The sequence below is a fragment of the Variovorax sp. P5_A3 genome, assembly GCF_056400665.1.
Genome location: NZ_JBFUKW010000028.1, coordinates 39668 through 55608, shown reverse-complemented (window position 1 = coordinate 55608; position 15941 = coordinate 39668). Strand labels below are relative to the sequence as shown.

Here is a 15941-nt window from a genome sequence, read left to right as displayed (position 1 = left end):
ATTGAACGATGATGCACCAAGGGCGATCATTCAGGCACCGCACAGCGCGGGCCGCAAGACCCCCACGAGACAGGAGACAAGCATGGATGACGCAACAGCCGTCTTTCCCCAGAAAATCCACTGGGAAGACAAGGGCACAAGCCGGATACCCTTCATGGCCTACACGGATGCCGATCAGCATCGCCGTGAACTCGAGCGCCTTTTCTACCGCGGGCATTGGTGCTATGTCGGGCTCGAAGCCGAAATCCCGAACGCCGGTGACTTCAAGCGCACGGTGGTCGGTGAACGTTCCGTCATCATGGTCCGTGACCCGGAGGGGGGCATCAACGTCGTCGAGAACGTGTGCGCGCACCGTGGGATGCAGTTCTGCCGCGAGAGGCACGGAAACAAGAAGGACGGCGGATTCACCTGCCCCTACCACCAGTGGAACTACACGCTCAAGGGCGACCTGCAGGGGGTGCCGTTTCGCCGGGGCGTCAAGCAGGATGGCAAGGTCAACGGCGGGATGCCGGCAGACTTCAAGCCGGCGGACCACGGCCTCAATAAGCTGAAGGTTGCGACACGCGGTGGCGTGGTGTTCGCGTCGTTCGATCCCGAAGTCGAATCGCTCGAAGACTTCATGGGCCCGGAGATCCTCGGCTACTTCGACCGCCTGTTCAACGGCCGGAAACTCACGATCCTCGGGTACAACCGCCAGCGCATTCCGGGCAACTGGAAGCTGATGCAAGAGAACATCAAGGACCCCTATCACCCAGGCCTGCTGCACACTTGGTTCGTCACCTTCGGTCTCTGGCGCGCCGACAACAAGTCGGAGCTCAAGATGGATCAGCACCATCGCCACGCCGCCATGATCTCGACGCGCGGCACTGCCGGAAAGGCGGATCAGGTCACTCAGGTGTCGAGCTTCAAGGAGAGCATGCAGCTCAACGATGATCGCTTTCTCGACATCGTGCCGGAACCCTGGTGGGGCGGCCCGACGGCGGTGATGATGACGCTGTTCCCGAGCGTGATCTTCCAGCAGCAGGTCAACAGTGTTTCGACCAGGCACATCCAGCCGAGCGGCCCGGGGGCATTCGATTTCGTCTGGACGCATTTCGGATTCGAGGACGACGACGACGCCATGACGCAGCGACGCCTGCGCCAGGCCAATCTATTCGGTCCTGCGGGCTTTGTATCCGCGGATGATGGAGAGGTCATCGAGCTGTCCCAGAAGGGCTTCGAGCAAAAGCCCTTCCATCGAACGCTGGCCGAACTGGGCGGACGCGAGGTGGGCGACACCGATCACATGGTGACCGAAACCCTGATCCGCGGCATGTACGAGTACTGGCGCAAAGTGATGGAGGCCTGAGATGGACTTCAAGGATTACTTCGAACTCAGCCAGCTCTACGCCGACTACGCCAGTGCAGTCAGCTCTGGGCAATGGGAGCTCTGGCCGGACTTTTTCACCGATGACTGCATCTATCGTCTGCAGCCGCGCGAGAACTTCGAACGAGGATTCCCCCTCGCCACGCTCTCGTTCGAGAGCAAGGGCATGCTCAAGGATCGGGTCTACGGCATTCGAGAAACGCTGTTCCATGACCCCTACTACCAGCGCCACGTGGTAGGCGCCCCTGTCGTGCGAAAAGCGGAAGCTGATCGCATCGAGAGCGAGGCCAACTACGCGGTGTTCCGCACCAAGCTGTCCGAACTGTCCTCCGTTTTCAGCGTGGGGCGATACATCGATGTCGTCGTGCGGACGCCGGATGGTCTCAAGTTCGCGTCGCGTCAGGTCATCTACGACAGCGAATTGATCCCCAACTCCGTCATCTACCCGATTTGAGGCCAGTCATGAGCAATTCGCAATGGATCGATGCAGCAACCGTCGACGAGGTGCCGGCAGATGACGTGATCGCAGTGGTGGTCGGCGGCCACGACATCGCGCTGTACAGCGTGGAAGGTCAGATCTACGCGACCGACAACATCTGCACCCACGGGCATGCCCGTTTGTGCGAGGGCTTCCTGGAGGGACATGAGATCGAGTGTCCCCTTCATCAGGGCAAGTTCGATGTGCGCAACGGCCAGCCCACCTGCGCGCCCGTGACCGAAGCCATTCGGTCCTACCCGGTCCGGATTGAAGCTGGCCGAGTGTTCCTCGCGCTGGACTGATTCGCCCCCTCACCTTCTGCGCATCCTCGGAAGCGAGGGGCGTCGCCGCCGCATGCCCGGCGCGCCGAAGAGTCAAGCCCTGGCAATGCCCCCGGTTCCCACATCGACCTAAATGGAGACATCGATGAGACAAATAGACATTCATGCGCTCGCCGACAAGGCGCGCTTCAACCGCTTCCACGGCCTGGTGTTGTTCTGGAGCGCCTTGATCATCATCTTCGACGGCTATGACCTGGCAGTCGTCGGAATTGCGTTGCCTGCGATCATGAAAAGCATGAACGTCTCCGCCGCCAACGCCGGCATCATGGTCAGTGCGGCGTTGTTCGGCATGATGTTCGGCAACATCATTCTCGGGACCATCGCCGACCGCATCGGTCGGCGCCTGACGGTCGCGATCTGCGTCGCGCTGTTCAGCGTCTTCACTGCTGCTGCGGGCCTTACCAACGACCCGGTGATGTTCAGTATCTTCCGGTTCATCGCAGGCGTCGGCATCGGCGGCGTGATGCCGAACGTGGTCGCACAAATGACCGAGTACTCACCCCTGAAGATCCGCAGCATGATGGTCACGCTCATGTTCAGCGGCTACTCCGTCGGTGGCATGCTGGCTGCGCTGGTGGGCAAGGGGATGATCGAGTCATTGGGATGGCCATCCGTCTTCATCGTGGCCGGGCTGCCCGTCCTCCTGATCCCGCTCATTCTTCGGTCCTTTCCCGAGTCGATGCCCTTCCTGATCAGGAAAGGACGCTTCGATGAACTGCGAGCCATCGCCTCGCGCCTGGATCCGGGATACAAGGCTCAGGCCGGCGACCAGTTTGCCCTGCCGCGGGAAGACCGGGCGGACAGCAGGCCGATCGGACACCTCTTCCACGAGGGGCGTGGATTCAGCACCCTCATGTTCTGGCTCTCGTTCCTGATGTGCCTCTTCATGGTGTACGCACTCAGTTCGTGGCTCACCAAACTGATGGCCAGCGCAGGCTTCAGCCTCGGCTCGGCACTGACCTTTGTGCTGGTGCTCAACTTTGGCGCCATGATCGGCGCGATCGGCGGCGGGTGGCTGGCCGACCGGTTCCACATCAAGCACGTGCTCATCGCCATGTATGGACTGGCGGCCGTTTCCATCGCTCTACTGGGTCAAGGGCTACCGACGCCTGTGCTGTTCTTGATGGTCGGGCTTGCCGGGGCGTGCACGATCGGAACCCAGATCGTCAACCTCGCCTATGTCGGGCAGTTCTACCCCATGGCAGTGCGCAGTACGGGAATCGGTTGGGCGCTGGGCGTCGGAAGAATTGGTGCACTGCTGGGGCCGATCTTGATCGGCACACTGGTCGGGATGGCACTCCCACTCCAACTGAACTTCGTTGCGATCGCCATCCCGGCCGTGCTCGCTGCTGTGGCCACCCTGCTTATCCAACATGGTCGATCGGCATCCACGCACCACGCGGATGTCAGCGTAACGATCGGTGACCCGGTGCTCGCCAAATGAACACCGAGACCATCGTGATCGTGGGTGCCGGCCAGGCCGGCGGCTGGGCCGCACAGACGCTGCGGACCGAAGGCTTCAAGGGCCATGTGGTCCTGGTCGGTGATGAGTCCCATCGTCCTTACGAGCGCCCGCCGTTGTCCAAGGCTGTACTGTCGGGAGAAGCTCATGCGGACACCACTTACCTGGTCAAGCAGGAAGCCTTCGACCTTCTCGACATCGACTGGCGGCCGAACGTCAGTGCGACCCGGATCGACAAATCCACGCACCAACTCCATCTGACGCAAGGGGAGCCCGTCCCCTACGATAAGTTGATTCTGTGCAACGGAGGGCGAGCACGTCAGTTGAACGTCCCCGGCGCCGACCTGCCGGGTGTCTTCACCTTGCGCAGCATCGAGGATTCGATGGCGCTCGGGAAGGCAATGTCGCCGGACAAGCGGCTGCTCATCGTCGGTGGCGGCTGGATCGGGCTCGAAGTGGCGGCCACCGCCAGAAAGAAGGGCCTCGATGTGACGATCGTGGAGGCGATGGGACGATTGTGCGAACGCACAGTTCCGCCGGAGATCTCCGACTATCTGCTTCGGTTGCATGAGTCTCACGGGGTCAAGATCGAGCTCGGAACCGGCATCAACCGCCTGGCGCCAGCGCCGGAGGGCGAACTGACCGCCACACTCGCCGATGGTCGTGAGCTCACATGCGACGTGGTCCTTGTCGGCGTCGGCCTGGTCGCCAATGACGAGCTCGCTCGCGAGGCGGGGCTGGAATGCGATGGAGGCGTCCTGGTCGATTCGCAGTGCCGATCATCGGATCCGGACATTCTTGCCGCAGGTGACGTGGCGGCATGGCATTGCGAGTGGGCAGGGCGACGGATGCGGCTCGAATCCTGGCAGAACGCGCAGGAACAGGGCATCGCCGCCGCACGCGCCGCACTTGGCGTGACCGTGAACCATCAGCCGCTGCCTTGGTTCTGGTCCGATCAATACGACGTCAACCTGCAGATCTTCGGCATGCCTGCACCGACGCATCAGAGAGTCGTGCGGGGCGTCACGAGCTCAAGCAGCTTCGTCGTGTTCTTCCTCGACGCCGACAAGGTGGTCGCCGCATTGGGTCCCAATTCGGCGCGGGACCTGCGCTTTGCGCGGCGCCTGATCGAGCGCCGCACCAACGTCGATCCAAAGCAACTCGCTGACCTCGCGGTGCCTCTTTCCAAGCTTTGAATCCATCAGGCCATCACAGACTCCCAACCGTTCACCTCACGACATCATGACCACTTACCTCTGGACCCCCCCCGCCATTCAATCGCTGCCGGTGCGCGGCAAGGCTGAACGCCTCCCCGTCAACCGCCTGTTCTTCGTCGGCCGCAACTACCACGCCCATGCCGTCGAGATGGGCCGGCCCGTCGACAAGACGGTCGAGGTGCCCTTCTATTTCACCAAGAGCCCGTCGACGCTGGTCGAATCCGGCGCGACCGTGCCCTATCCCCCCGAGACCAAGAACTATCACCACGAGATGGAACTGGTGCTCGTGATCGGAGCCCCAGGGTTTCGGGTGAGCCAAGCTGACGCCGCCAAGTTGATCTACGGCTATGCATGCGGCCTGGACATGACGCGGCGCGACCTGCAGCTTGTGGCGAGGGACAAGGGCCGCCCCTGGGACCTTGGCAAGGACGTCGAGCAATCGTCGGTGGTGTCGGAAGTCGTCCCCATGTCCGGAACCGTGCTCGACCAAGGCGCACTGGTGCTGAGCGTGAACGGGCAGGAGCGTCAGCGCTCCGATCTTTCCAAGTTGATCTGGAACATCCCTGAGCTGATCGAGGACCTTTCGAAGTATTACCACTTGCAACCCGGCGACCTGATCTTCACAGGCACGCCTGAAGGGGTTGGCGCCCTGCAGCCGGGTGATCGCATCGATGGCAGCGTGGCCGGCGTGGGAGAGATCACACTGACGGTGGGCCCGGCAGAGTGATGCCGGTGACAGCGTAGTACGAAACCCCCGCGACAGCGCGCAACCAGGAACGCGATGCCGCGACGGCGACGCCCCCATCTTCGAGGCACTCCACGCGCACCGCTCAGAATCCGATCGTCCCGAGTGAAGTCTTCGAGCGGCGTTGCCGGGCGATACGGGACTATCCCGCGATGGTTCGCTTGGCAATGTTGATCAGGTGAATCTGGCTCGTGCCCTCGTAGAGACGGAAGAGCCTCACATCGCGGTAGAAGCGTTCGGCCACGTTGCCGGCGATGTAGCCGTTGCCGCCGAAGACCTGCACCGCGCGGTCCGCGACACGGCCGCACATCTCGGAGGCGAACAGCTTGCACATGGACGCCTCCATGGTGACGTCCGCGCCATCGTCGCGTTTACGAGCCGTCTCGAGCACCAGGGCACGCGCTGCGTGCACCTCCGTATTGCTCTCGGCAATCATCTGCTGCACCAGTTGGAAGTCGCCAATCGGCTGGCCGAACTGACAGCGTGTGCGCGCGTGCTTCGCCATTTCTTCGACAAGCCGAATGGCGGGACCGATGCACAGCGCCGCAAGGTTGATGCGCTGCTTGTTGAGGGTCTTCATGGCCGTGCGGAACCCCTGCCCTTCAATGCCACCCACGATCGCGGTGGCTGGAACCCTGACGCGCTCCAGAATGACCTCGCCGACCGGCGAGCCGTGTTGTCCCAGCTTGCGGTATGGCGCCGATGTCGACAGCCCGGGCGTGCCGCGCTCCACGAGGAACGCGGTGATCCCGTTGGCGCCCTTCGCATCCGGGTCCGTCCTGGCGAACACGGTGAACAGGTCCGCGATGGGTGCATTCGTGATGAAGCACTTCTTCCCGGTGATGATGAAGTCGTCACCTTCGCGCACCGCGACGGTCTTCTGCGCCGTCGCATCGGATCCGGCTTCCGGTTCGGTCAGCGCGAAGCAGCCCGTCAGTTTGCCGCTGGCGAGCCTGGGCAAGTAACGCGCCTTCTGGCCGGGCGTCCCGTCGACCACGATGGATTCCGATGCGATGCCCGTATTGCCACCGAAGCGCGCCCGGAATGTCGTCGCCACCTGCGAGACCTCAATGTTCACCAGCGACAGCTCTTCGGTGCTCAGCCCGGCGCCGCCGTGGGCTTCAGGAATACTGTGGCCGAACAGCCCGATTTCTCGCATGCGCTGCACCAGCGGCTCGGGAATTTCATCGTCGCGATCCACGGCCTCTTCAATGGGCAGGCACTCGGTACGGACGAACTGCCGAACTTCAGCGAGCAAGACGGAGAACCTCTCTGCGTTGCGGATCATTGAGCTGTCCCTTCGCTGCGGACTTCCCTCAGCAGGGCATACACCACGTCCCCGGGCGCCGCGCAACCCACTGGCTTTCGTGCGCCGAAAAGTGCCTCGTCCCCAAGTGCAAGCTCCGGGCGGTGTCGCTCTTCGATCCAGTCGTACACGACCGTTCTCGCTGCGATCCGCCATTCGCCGCGGCGGCGCTCGAATCGGTCGACGTAGCGACCGCAGAGGAAGGTCTGCTGTTCAGTCGTTCCGCCAGGGGCCTGCAATGCGAGGAAGCAACTCTCGACTGCCGCAACGTCATCGTGCAAGTCGATCGAGACATTGGAGATCTGGTGGACGCGGCGGCCGCCCGTGCGAAGGCGCTGCAAGGCCTGATCGATGAACCCGGTCGCGCTGCCGTTCCACACGCCGTGGCAGTCCGTCGCGTCTTCCCAGTAAGCCGAGCGCAAGGCCGACTCGTCCGCGCGGTCGATGCCGCGGCAATAGCGGTACAGACACGCGCGGATGGCCTCGCGATCAAGCAAGGCCTGCAGTTGAGCCGATGCGCTCATTGCGCAGACGCAGCAGCGCGCTTGAACAACTGCACGACATTCCCTTCCGGATCGCGCAACGACAGGACTGCACCATGAGAACCCATGTCGCGAATGCCGAGCACCTGACCCCCCGCGCCAACGATGCGCTCCTGCGCGCCGGCGAAGTCGTCCACCTCGAAGACCATCACGAGCCCGGACGTTGCCGGTGCCGCTTCCTCCTTGCATGCCACGGCCACACTGGCAGTGCCCACGGCGTACTGGATCCAACGGTCGTTGTCGCGGAACTTGACTTTCAGCCCCAAGGCCGATTCGTAGAAGGCGTGCAGTTCGGCCGGCCGCTCGGCGACCACGTAGACGTTCTGCAGGCGTTGAGGGGATGCGTCCGAAGCATTCACAGGGAGGTCTCCGATGCTCCGCCGTCGAGGCGCAGCACGTCCGCGTTGAAGAAACGCGCGCCGTCGCCCGCCAGGAAGCAGATCGCATCGGCAATGTCTTCCACCGAACCCAGCCGCCCCAGGGGCGTGCGCGCGATGCGCCGGGCATCGAGTTCCGCATCGCGATGCTTGGCAGTGCCCTCGGTGGGAACCGCACCCGGCGCGACAGCGTTGACGCGGATGTTGCGCGCACCCAGGTCTGCGGCGGCCGCGCGCGTGATGCCCAGCACCCCCGCCTTGATGCCGCTGTAGACCACCGAGCGCATCGGCGACTTGAATGCTGCGATCGAGGCGACGTTGACGATCGAGCCGCCGCGCTGCGGGTCCATCACTTCGGCCGCGGCCTGGATGCCCCAGATCACCGACTTGAAACCGATCTCCACCATGCGGTCCATCACCTCCGGCGTGATCTCGGCCAGCGGCTGGTAGCGCACCCACGCGGCGTTGTTGACCATGATGTCGAGCCCGCCCGTGTCGCGTGCGAAGTGCAGCACCGCTTCGCGCATGCCCTCGCGGTTGGAGATGTCGCGCGGCAGCGGGATCGCCTTGCCGCCCTCGGCGAGGATTTCGGTGACGACGTCGTCGACAAACTCCTGCTTGAGGTCGTTGATGCCGACCGTGGCACCCAGCCTTGCCATGGCTCGCGCCGTTGCGCGGCCGATGCCGTGCCCGGCCCCGCTGATGAAGGCGACGCGGCCTTCCAGTGATGCATTCATTGCTTGTCCTTCTGAGTCTGTTCGGGAACGAGCAGCGCGTCGAGCGCGAAGGCGCCTTTGGCTGCATCGAGTACCACCAACGGGTTGATGTCGATTTCGGCAACGCTGTCGGCATGCCGGACGGCAAAGCGCGACAGCGCAGCGACCGCCCGCGCCGCAGCCTGCACGTCGGCCTTCGCTCGGCCGCGCGCGCCGTCGAGCAAGGGGAAGGCCTTGAGCGATCGCAGCATCGCGAGCGCCTGCGATTCGTCCACCGGCGCGGGCTGCAACGCCACGTCCTTGAGGATCTCGGCAAAGATCCCGCCGAGCCCGACCATCACCATCGGCCCGAAGACCGGATCCTTCTTGGTGCCGAGGATCAGCTCGGTGCCGCCCTGCACCATCTGCGCCACCAGGACGCCGGTGATGCGCGCCTGCGGCGCCTTGAGCGCGACGCGTGCGAGCAGGCTCTCGTACTCGTCGACGAGTTGGCCTTCGGAACGGACTCCGATCACCACGCCCCCTACCTCGGTCTTGTGCGCGATGTCTGGCGACACGATCTTGAGCACCAGCGGGAAGCCGAGGCCGCGCGCCGCCGCGAGCGCGTGCTCGCGACTGGTCGCAATGACTTCCTTCAGGACCGGAAGCCCGGCAGCCGCCAGCGCCGCCTTGGCGCTCGCTTCGGTCGCGAAGGCTTCGGCGGGCAGCGGCTCAGGCGCCACGGCGGGCGCCGCGTGGGATGCCCCCTCGCGCGCGCCGAAGCGCACCAGCGCGGCGAGTGTCGCGCAGGCCGCGTCGATGCCCTCGACCGTCGGGAATCCCATGGCATTGAGCTGCGCGCGCACGTCCTGCGGCGCGCGGGCGCACAGCAGGATCAGGCGCGTCGGGTGGTCCCGCCGCACCTGCGCCAGGGCCGACAGGAACACCTCGCGCAGGCGCGGCACGTGGAAGGCATTGGCCGACTGCAGGATCAGCGCGTCGCACGTGTCGTCGTCGGCCACTGCGGCCAGTACCTGGGCCAGGACTTCCGGACGACTGGAAACCTGCGCCGTCATGTCCACCGGGTTCGACGGCGAAGCGAACGGCACCACCGACAGGATGCGTTGCTGCGTCGTCGCTGCCAGCTTCGGGAGCGCCAGGCCCTGCGCACTGGCGGCATCCGCCAGCAACACGCCGAAGCCGCCGGATGCGGTCAGCACCGCGACCTTGTTGCCCTTGGGCGAGCGCCCGAGGCCGACGACCGAGAGCGCATGGCCGACCTCGAGCAATTGCTCGATGCTTGGCACGCGAATCGCGCCGCCGTTGCGCAACACCACGTCGAACACCGCGTCCGAACATGCGAGTGCGCCGGTGTGGGAGGCCGCGGCTTCGCTGCCCGCTTCCGAGACGCCCACTTTCAGGACCACCAGCGGCTTGCCCGCCTCGCGTGCCATGGCCATCGCCTGCTGCAGCTTGGCGCCGTCGCGGCAGGTCTCCATGCAGCAGAGGATGACCGTGGTGCCCGGATCGGTCGCCAGCGAGGCAATCGCGTCAGCGATGTCGACGTCGCATTCGTTGCCGGTCGTCAGCATGCGGCTGATGCCCAGGCCGCGTTCGGCCGCCAGGCGCAAGGTATAGCTGCCGAGATTGCCGCTCTGCGAGACGATGCCCACCGGACCCGCCTCAGGGAAGGAAGCCTCCAGCGCGACCGAGAAGGTCGCGATGCTCTTGTCCGGCACGCCGATCGCGCCGAGGCAGTTGGGGCCGACGATGCGCATGCCGGTCGTCTTCGCAACCTGGCCGATCTCTGCCTGCAGCCTGCTGCCCGCCTCGCCCATCTCGGAAAAGCCGGCCGAGAGCACCACCGCCGCGCGCACGCCGCGCGCAGCGCAGTCCTTCACCGCGTCGAGCACGGCCTCGGGCGGCACCGCCACCACGGCCAGTTCGGGCGCCTCGGGCAAGGCCGCCACGCTCGCATAGGCCGGCACCGACTGCACCGTGCCCGCCTTGCGGTTGATCGGATAGATCGTGCCCGCATAGCCATACTTCAGAAGGAACTGCAGCGGCCGCCCACCGATCTTGGTGACATCGTCCGAGGCTCCCACGATCGCGATCGAGCGCGGGCTGAAAAGCGCATCGAGTCCGCGCCCCACTTCAATGGAATTCATGTCGATTGCTCCACAACGGCGTCAGCCATCACCTTCCCTTGTAGACGGGCTGGCGCTTCTCGAGGAAGGCCTTGCGGGCCTCCTGCGCATCCTCGGTCTTCGACAGCGCCATCGTGATGTTCTGCTCGAAGCGGTAGCCATCGCGCTGCGGCATCAGGTCCATCATGTTCGCGGCCTGCTTGGCATAGGCGATCGCGAGCGGCGCCTTGCCGGCGATCTCCTGCGCGATCTGCATCGCGAGCGGCAGCAGCTGCTCGGCGGGTACAACCTCGTCCAGCACGCCGCGCCGGTACAGCTCGGCGGCCGGCACGCGCATGCCAGTGAAGAACATGCGCCGCGTGAAGGAGCGGCCGACCATCGTGCGCAGCATCGAAACGCCGCCGGCCAGGCCGACGTTGATCTCCGGCATCGCGAAGCTCGCGTCCTCGGACGCCAGGAAGATGTCGCAGGCGGCCATGAGGCCGAAGCCGGCGCCGAGCGCCGGGCCGTTGACCGCGGCGATCACGGGCTTGGCGCACTCCCGGATCGCGTTGCCGGTCTCGCGCGTGAGGCGGTTGTGGCCGAGGAAATCACCCGCCTTGTCGGGGTCCGGCCGGTCCTTCAGGTCCGCGCCAGAGCAGAAGTACTTGCCGGTGCCGGTGAGGATCGCGACGCGGATATCGGTGCGTTCGGAGATCTCGTCGAAGACCTCGATGATGCGACGGCGGGTCTCGCGGTCGACCGCATTGACGGGCGGCTTGTCCAGGCGGACGACGGCGACGTATTCGGAAACTTCGAGGCTGACGCTCATCGCGCACTCCCGGTGAGGTTGGAAACGGAAAGGTGGTCGACGCTGTCACCCGCTGCCAGCAGATGCGCGGCATGCGTGAGGCGGTCGCCGTAGCGGAACTCGGAAGCGATGAGGCGCTGCGCGAGACGGGTGGCCAGCACCTCCTCGCTCACGCCCATGCCGCCGTGCATCTGGATCGCGGCCTCGGCACACGCGCGGGCCGACTCTGCGAGCGAGACCTTGGCGAGCCGCAGCGTGCGGCGCAGGTCGGCCGCGCCCTGCTCGTGTTCGCGGAAGCAGTGGATCACGAGGCCCTTGGCGCCGAGGTACTTGACGTACATGTCGGCGAGGCGGTGGCGCAGCACCTGGAAGCTGGAGAGGGTCACGCCGAACTGGCGGCGCTCCTTGAGGTGGTTGACCGTCTGCTGGATCAGCGCGGCCAGCGCGGCGACCGTGTCGGTCGCGCTCAGCAGCAGCGCCGCGTCGGTGGCCGAGGCCAGTGCGTCGCGGGCGGCGGCGCCGCGTGCCAGGCAGGCGGCTTCGGGCAGCGCGAGGCCGGACAACACGAAGTCGGCACCGCGACGGCCTTCCATGGTTCGATAGCGCGCCGAGGGTGCGATGCGCTCGGCATCGACGAGGAAGATCGCGGCCTCGCCGTCCGCGTCGGCTGGTACCAGGTAGTGCGTTGCGGGCAGCGAGACGTCGACGCCTTGCACGGTACCGCTCAGTTCGTGCCCGATGTCGAGGTGCCTGGCACGCACAGCGAGTTCGTCGGGCGTGGCCGACAGTGCGGTCAGCGGCGCGATCTGCACGCTGCCGTCGGCCACGGCCTCGATCCAGCGGATCGCGATGTCGGGTGCGGCTGCCCGCAGCATCAGCGGCACGACGGCGCAGGTCTCGATCACCGGCAGGTGCAGGCCGTGCGTCGCCAGGCCTTCGACGATCGAGCCCAGGTCGGACAGGCCGCCGCCGACGCCGCCCGCCTCCTCCGGCACGAGGGTCGCGGTCCAGCCGAGCTCGCGCACGGGGTCGCCCTGCAGGTCCTGCGCGGTGGCATGGTCCTGCGCGAAGCGGTCCGCGGCGTCGAGCAGCATGCCGGGAAAAAGTGAATGAAAGGAAGTGGTCATTTCGGTCAGGCTCCGAGCAGTTCGTTGGCGACCACGTTGCGTTGCACTTCGGAAGTGCCGCCGGCGATCGTGCGGGCGCGCGTGAACATGTAGTTCTGGATCCAGGTGGCTGCCGGCACGTCCTCGCCGGCATCGGCCAGGAAGCGGTGCGCGGCCTCGGGTCCGACCGCGTCGAGCGCGATCGTGGTCAGGCGCTGGGCCACGTCGGCGCAGGTCATCTTGATCGCCGAGGGCTGCACGCCCAGCGGTCGCTGATGGATCAGGTCGTCGGTGGCCTGGGCCATCATCACGCGCGCGCCCTTCACATCGGCCTCGCACAACAGCAGCTTATGGTGCAGGCCGCTGAAGTCGCGCCGGCCGGCCGCGGCGCTCGCGGCTTCTTCGACCAGGCGCGCGACCTGGCGGCGCACCAGGTCCAGGCGGGCCACGTTCGCCGGCGGCAGGCGCTCGCGCTCGAGCAAATACTTGGCACAGGTCCAGCCCTTGCCCTCCTCGCCGATCAGGTTGTCGGCACGGACGCGCACCTCGTCGAAGAACACCTCGTTGAGGTGGTGCCAGCCGTCGATGGTGCGGATCGGGCGCACGGTGATGCCCTTGGCGTCCATGGGCACCAGGAGCAGCGAGATGCCGTCCTGCTTCTTCGCCTCCTTCGATGTGCGCACCAGCATGTAGATCATGCTGGCCTCGTGTGCATGAGAGGTCCAGATCTTCTGGCCGTTGATGACCCATTCGTCGCCCTCGCGGCGCGCGTTCGTGGACAGCGAGGCCAGGTCGGAGCCCGAGCCCGGCTCGGAATAGCCTTGGCACCACCAGTCGGAGCCGTCGAGGATGCGCGGCAGGAAGCGCGCCTTCTGCTCGGGCGTGCCGAAGCGGATGATCACGGGGCCGATGTGGCCCAGACCGTGGTGATACAGCGGCGGGCAGTCGTTCTCGGCCATCACCTCCTCGAAGATGAGCCGCTGGCGAATGTCCCAGCCGGTGCCGCCGGCCTCGGTGGGCCAGCCCGGCGCGCCCCAGCCCTTGGCGTTCAGGATCTTCTGCCAGGCCTGGTACTCGCGCTTGGTGATCTTCTGGCCCGCGGCCACGACGGCGCGGATCTCGGAAGGACAGGACTTGCGGGCGAACTCTTCCAGTTCGCGCCGGAAGCCGGCGTAGTCGATGGTCATCTCGTTGTCTCCTCGGGGAATGTGTCTGTCAGCCCTTGCGGAGCTGCGTGATGAGCTCGTCCAGGGCGGCTGCCGCGCCGACCGCATCGCGCCGGCGCAGGCTGTGGGCGATGTTCCGGCGCAGCGGGTAGAGGTCGGGGCGCGGGCGTACCGGCAGCACGTGCGTCATGCGTTCGCGCAGCACGCTGGTCATGGTCTGCGCCATCAGGGTCAGGGCCCCGTTGTGGCCGGCCGCCGCGATCGCGGAAAAGAAGCCGCTGGCCGAGGCGATGCGCTCTTTCAGGGGGGCGTCGTCGGGATGGGCCTCGATCGCATCCACCGCCGCTTCCACGGCGTCGAGCTCGCTGTCGCTCGCGCGATCGCAGGCCAGTTGCAGCAGGGTGCCATACAGCGTGCGATAGGCCTCGTCGATGTCGGCGGTGCCCAGCTCGCCCTGCACGACCAGCTTGCGAAGCGATTCCGCCAGCATCATGTAAGCGCCCTTGTAGAACACGAGGGCCTGGTCGCCGGCACCGGCGCTCATGTGCCTGACCTCGCCGATGAAGATCGTGTGGTCGCCGGCCGCGTGGCACGCGAACACGCTGCACTCGAAGCTGGTCAGGCAGTCGTCGATCAGCGGCATGCCCAGCGGACCCGGCCGCCAGGCGACGCCGTCGAACTTGTCCTCGATCCTGCTCGAGGCAAAGCGGCCCGACAGTGCGTCCTGGTGCTCCGACAGGATGTTGATCGCGAAGCCCTCGGCCTGTTCGAAGGTGCCGAGCAGCTTGCTCGCATTGCGCAGGCTGAACAGCACCAGCGGCGGCTCCAGCGAGACCGAGCTGAAGGAATTGCAGGTCAGCCCCGCGGGCCGCCCGTCGGCTGCGCGCGTCGTGATGACGGCCACGCCGGTCGGAAAGCATCCCAGCAGCTGCCGAAGCAGCGAGGGTTCGATCGCGGGCAGGACGCGTTCTGCAAGCTCGGACATGGCGGCTCCTGGCAATTGCACGGGTTGGGCGCTTCAGGCGGCAGCGAGCTCGCGCGCCGGCTCGGCGCGGTGCGGCGGGTCGTTGGCGATCTCCTGCTGCACCGTCGGGATGATGACCTTGGCCCAGGTCTCCATCTGGCGCAGCATGGTGGGCTGGTCGAAGTCGCCCATCTGCGTCTGGAAGCAGTAGTGCACGGGCTTGAGGGTGCGGATCTCGTTGACCACGCGCTCGATCACGGTGTCGATGTTGCCCACAGGCAGCAGGGCTCGCATCTCGTCGAGGGAGGGCTCGCCCTCGACGATGCCCTCTTCCACCTGGTAGTCGTCGGCGATCTGCGCGGTGCGGCGCTTCAGGCTGACGGCGATGCGGCGCTGATAGCGCGCGCAGTCCAGATAGTGCTCGACCTCGTCCTTGTTGTTGCTCGCGTAGGCGGCGCGCAGCAGGCCCACCTCGACGCGGGCAGGGTCCTTGCCCTCGGCATGGGCAACCTTGTCGATCAGAGCGCGGGTGCCCTGCAGCTTCTCGAGGCCACCGTCGCCGCCCGAGACGAACACGTGATGCCCCGACTTCACGGCGCGCGAAACGAAGGCCGGGTCCACACTGGTGATCCAGGTCGAGGGCATCGGCTGCTGCACGGCGCGCTGGCTGATGGCGCTCATGGGCTGCTGGTAGAACTCGCCGTCATAGCTGAACTTGGGCTGCTTCAGGCCCATCTCCAGCATGTCCAGCATCTCGAAGGTGCGGGCCTTGGCGGTCTCCAGCGAGACACCGAACCGTTCGAACTCGAAGTGCTGGTAGCCGGAGCCGATGCCGAGGTTCAGGCGCCCATTCGAGAGCTGATCGACCATCGCCACGTCGGCGATCAGCCGGGCGGGCGTGTACAGCGGTGCGACGACAATGCCGGTTCCCAGCCGGATCTTGCGGGTGACCGCGGCGCAGTGGGCGATCATGGTCAGCGGCGACGAGCACATGCCATAGTTGCTGAAGTGGTGTTCCGCGTACCAGGCGGCACCGAAGCCCAGATCGTCCGCCACGCGTGTCTGTTCCACGGCATCGCGCAAGATCTGGTGGGAGGTCTTATGCTTGTTTCTCTGCTGCATCAGAATGAAGATTCCGAAATCCATTGCGATTGCTCCTGGTTGGCTGGTGTTGACGTGGGCCAATCGTAGGAACGCCAGGCCCTCGCGGATCGCCAACGTGCGCACAGCTTCTTTGCG

At 65.7% G+C, this 15941-nt stretch carries 16 protein-coding genes; 6 read left to right on the top strand and 10 right to left on the bottom strand.

What is annotated here, in order from left to right; genetic code table 11:
• Positions 1 to 82: 82 nt before the first annotated feature.
• The 6 genes from AC1D3B_RS30495 to AC1D3B_RS30470 all read left to right on the top strand — a co-directional run bounded on the left by AC1D3B_RS30495 (position 83) and on the right by AC1D3B_RS30470 (position 5591).
• Positions 83 to 1348, top strand: a complete 1266-nt coding sequence (locus AC1D3B_RS30495) for an aromatic ring-hydroxylating dioxygenase subunit alpha (RefSeq protein WP_478194417.1) — start codon at positions 83 to 85, stop codon at positions 1346 to 1348.
• A 1-nt stretch (position 1349) separates the two neighbouring features.
• Positions 1350 to 1820 (top strand): aromatic-ring-hydroxylating dioxygenase subunit beta, encoded by a 471-nt coding sequence (locus tag AC1D3B_RS30490; protein ID WP_478194416.1) that lies wholly within the window; start codon positions 1350 to 1352, stop codon positions 1818 to 1820.
• An 8-nt stretch (positions 1821 to 1828) separates the two neighbouring features.
• Positions 1829 to 2146: a non-heme iron oxygenase ferredoxin subunit gene (locus AC1D3B_RS30485; protein ID WP_478194415.1), complete on the top strand. Its 318-nt coding sequence runs from the start codon at positions 1829 to 1831 to the stop codon at positions 2144 to 2146.
• A gap of 124 nt (positions 2147 to 2270) precedes the next feature.
• Positions 2271 to 3629 (top strand): MFS transporter, encoded by a 1359-nt coding sequence (locus AC1D3B_RS30480; protein WP_478194414.1) that lies wholly within the window; start codon positions 2271 to 2273, stop codon positions 3627 to 3629.
• Positions 3626 to 4843 (top strand): NAD(P)/FAD-dependent oxidoreductase, encoded by a 1218-nt coding sequence (locus AC1D3B_RS30475; protein ID WP_478194413.1) that lies wholly within the window; start codon positions 3626 to 3628, stop codon positions 4841 to 4843. The genes AC1D3B_RS30480 and AC1D3B_RS30475 overlap by 4 nt, the downstream gene beginning before the upstream one ends.
• A gap of 46 nt (positions 4844 to 4889) precedes the next feature.
• On the top strand, positions 4890 to 5591 hold the full coding sequence (locus tag AC1D3B_RS30470; protein WP_478194412.1) for a fumarylacetoacetate hydrolase family protein: 702 nt from the start codon (positions 4890 to 4892) through the stop codon (positions 5589 to 5591).
• 160 nt (positions 5592 to 5751) lie between these two features.
• Here AC1D3B_RS30470 and AC1D3B_RS30465 read toward each other — a convergent pair whose 3' ends face one another.
• Genes AC1D3B_RS30465 through AC1D3B_RS30420 form a run of 10 tightly spaced genes read right to left on the bottom strand, consistent with a single transcriptional unit; the run spans position 5752 to position 15848 of the window.
• Entirely contained in the window at positions 5752 to 6897 is a 1146-nt protein-coding gene (locus tag AC1D3B_RS30465) for an acyl-CoA dehydrogenase family protein (RefSeq protein WP_478194431.1), read from the bottom strand.
• Complete coding sequence (locus AC1D3B_RS30460; protein ID WP_478194411.1) at positions 6894 to 7439, bottom strand: nuclear transport factor 2 family protein; 546 nt, start codon at positions 7437 to 7439, stop codon at positions 6894 to 6896. The genes AC1D3B_RS30465 and AC1D3B_RS30460 overlap by 4 nt, the downstream gene beginning before the upstream one ends.
• The gene (locus tag AC1D3B_RS30455) at positions 7436 to 7816 is read right to left on the bottom strand and encodes a VOC family protein (RefSeq protein ID WP_478194410.1); all 381 of its coding nucleotides are present in this window, start codon (positions 7814 to 7816) and stop codon (positions 7436 to 7438) included. Before AC1D3B_RS30455 ends, AC1D3B_RS30460 begins: the two co-directional genes overlap by 4 nt.
• Positions 7813 to 8571, bottom strand: coding sequence for an SDR family NAD(P)-dependent oxidoreductase (locus tag AC1D3B_RS30450; RefSeq protein ID WP_478194409.1), 759 nt, complete (start codon positions 8569 to 8571; stop codon positions 7813 to 7815). The genes AC1D3B_RS30455 and AC1D3B_RS30450 overlap by 4 nt, the downstream gene beginning before the upstream one ends.
• Positions 8568 to 10697: an acetate--CoA ligase family protein gene (locus AC1D3B_RS30445; protein ID WP_478194408.1), complete on the bottom strand. Its 2130-nt coding sequence runs from the start codon at positions 10695 to 10697 to the stop codon at positions 8568 to 8570. Before AC1D3B_RS30445 ends, AC1D3B_RS30450 begins: the two co-directional genes overlap by 4 nt.
• Before the next feature lie 28 nt (positions 10698 to 10725).
• Positions 10726 to 11487: an enoyl-CoA hydratase/isomerase family protein gene (locus AC1D3B_RS30440; RefSeq protein ID WP_478194407.1), complete on the bottom strand. Its 762-nt coding sequence runs from the start codon at positions 11485 to 11487 to the stop codon at positions 10726 to 10728.
• On the bottom strand, positions 11484 to 12593 hold the full coding sequence (locus tag AC1D3B_RS30435; protein WP_478194406.1) for an acyl-CoA dehydrogenase family protein: 1110 nt from the start codon (positions 12591 to 12593) through the stop codon (positions 11484 to 11486). Before AC1D3B_RS30435 ends, AC1D3B_RS30440 begins: the two co-directional genes overlap by 4 nt.
• A 5-nt stretch (positions 12594 to 12598) precedes the next feature.
• Positions 12599 to 13759: an acyl-CoA dehydrogenase family protein gene (locus tag AC1D3B_RS30430; protein WP_478194405.1), complete on the bottom strand. Its 1161-nt coding sequence runs from the start codon at positions 13757 to 13759 to the stop codon at positions 12599 to 12601.
• A gap of 28 nt (positions 13760 to 13787) precedes the next feature.
• Entirely contained in the window at positions 13788 to 14723 is a 936-nt protein-coding gene (locus AC1D3B_RS30425; RefSeq protein WP_478194404.1) for a flavin reductase, read from the bottom strand.
• A 33-nt stretch (positions 14724 to 14756) separates the two neighbouring features.
• A complete protein-coding gene (locus tag AC1D3B_RS30420; protein ID WP_478194403.1) occupies positions 14757 to 15848 on the bottom strand; it encodes an LLM class flavin-dependent oxidoreductase in 1092 nt (363 codons plus the stop codon).
• Positions 15849 to 15941 lie beyond the last annotated feature (93 nt).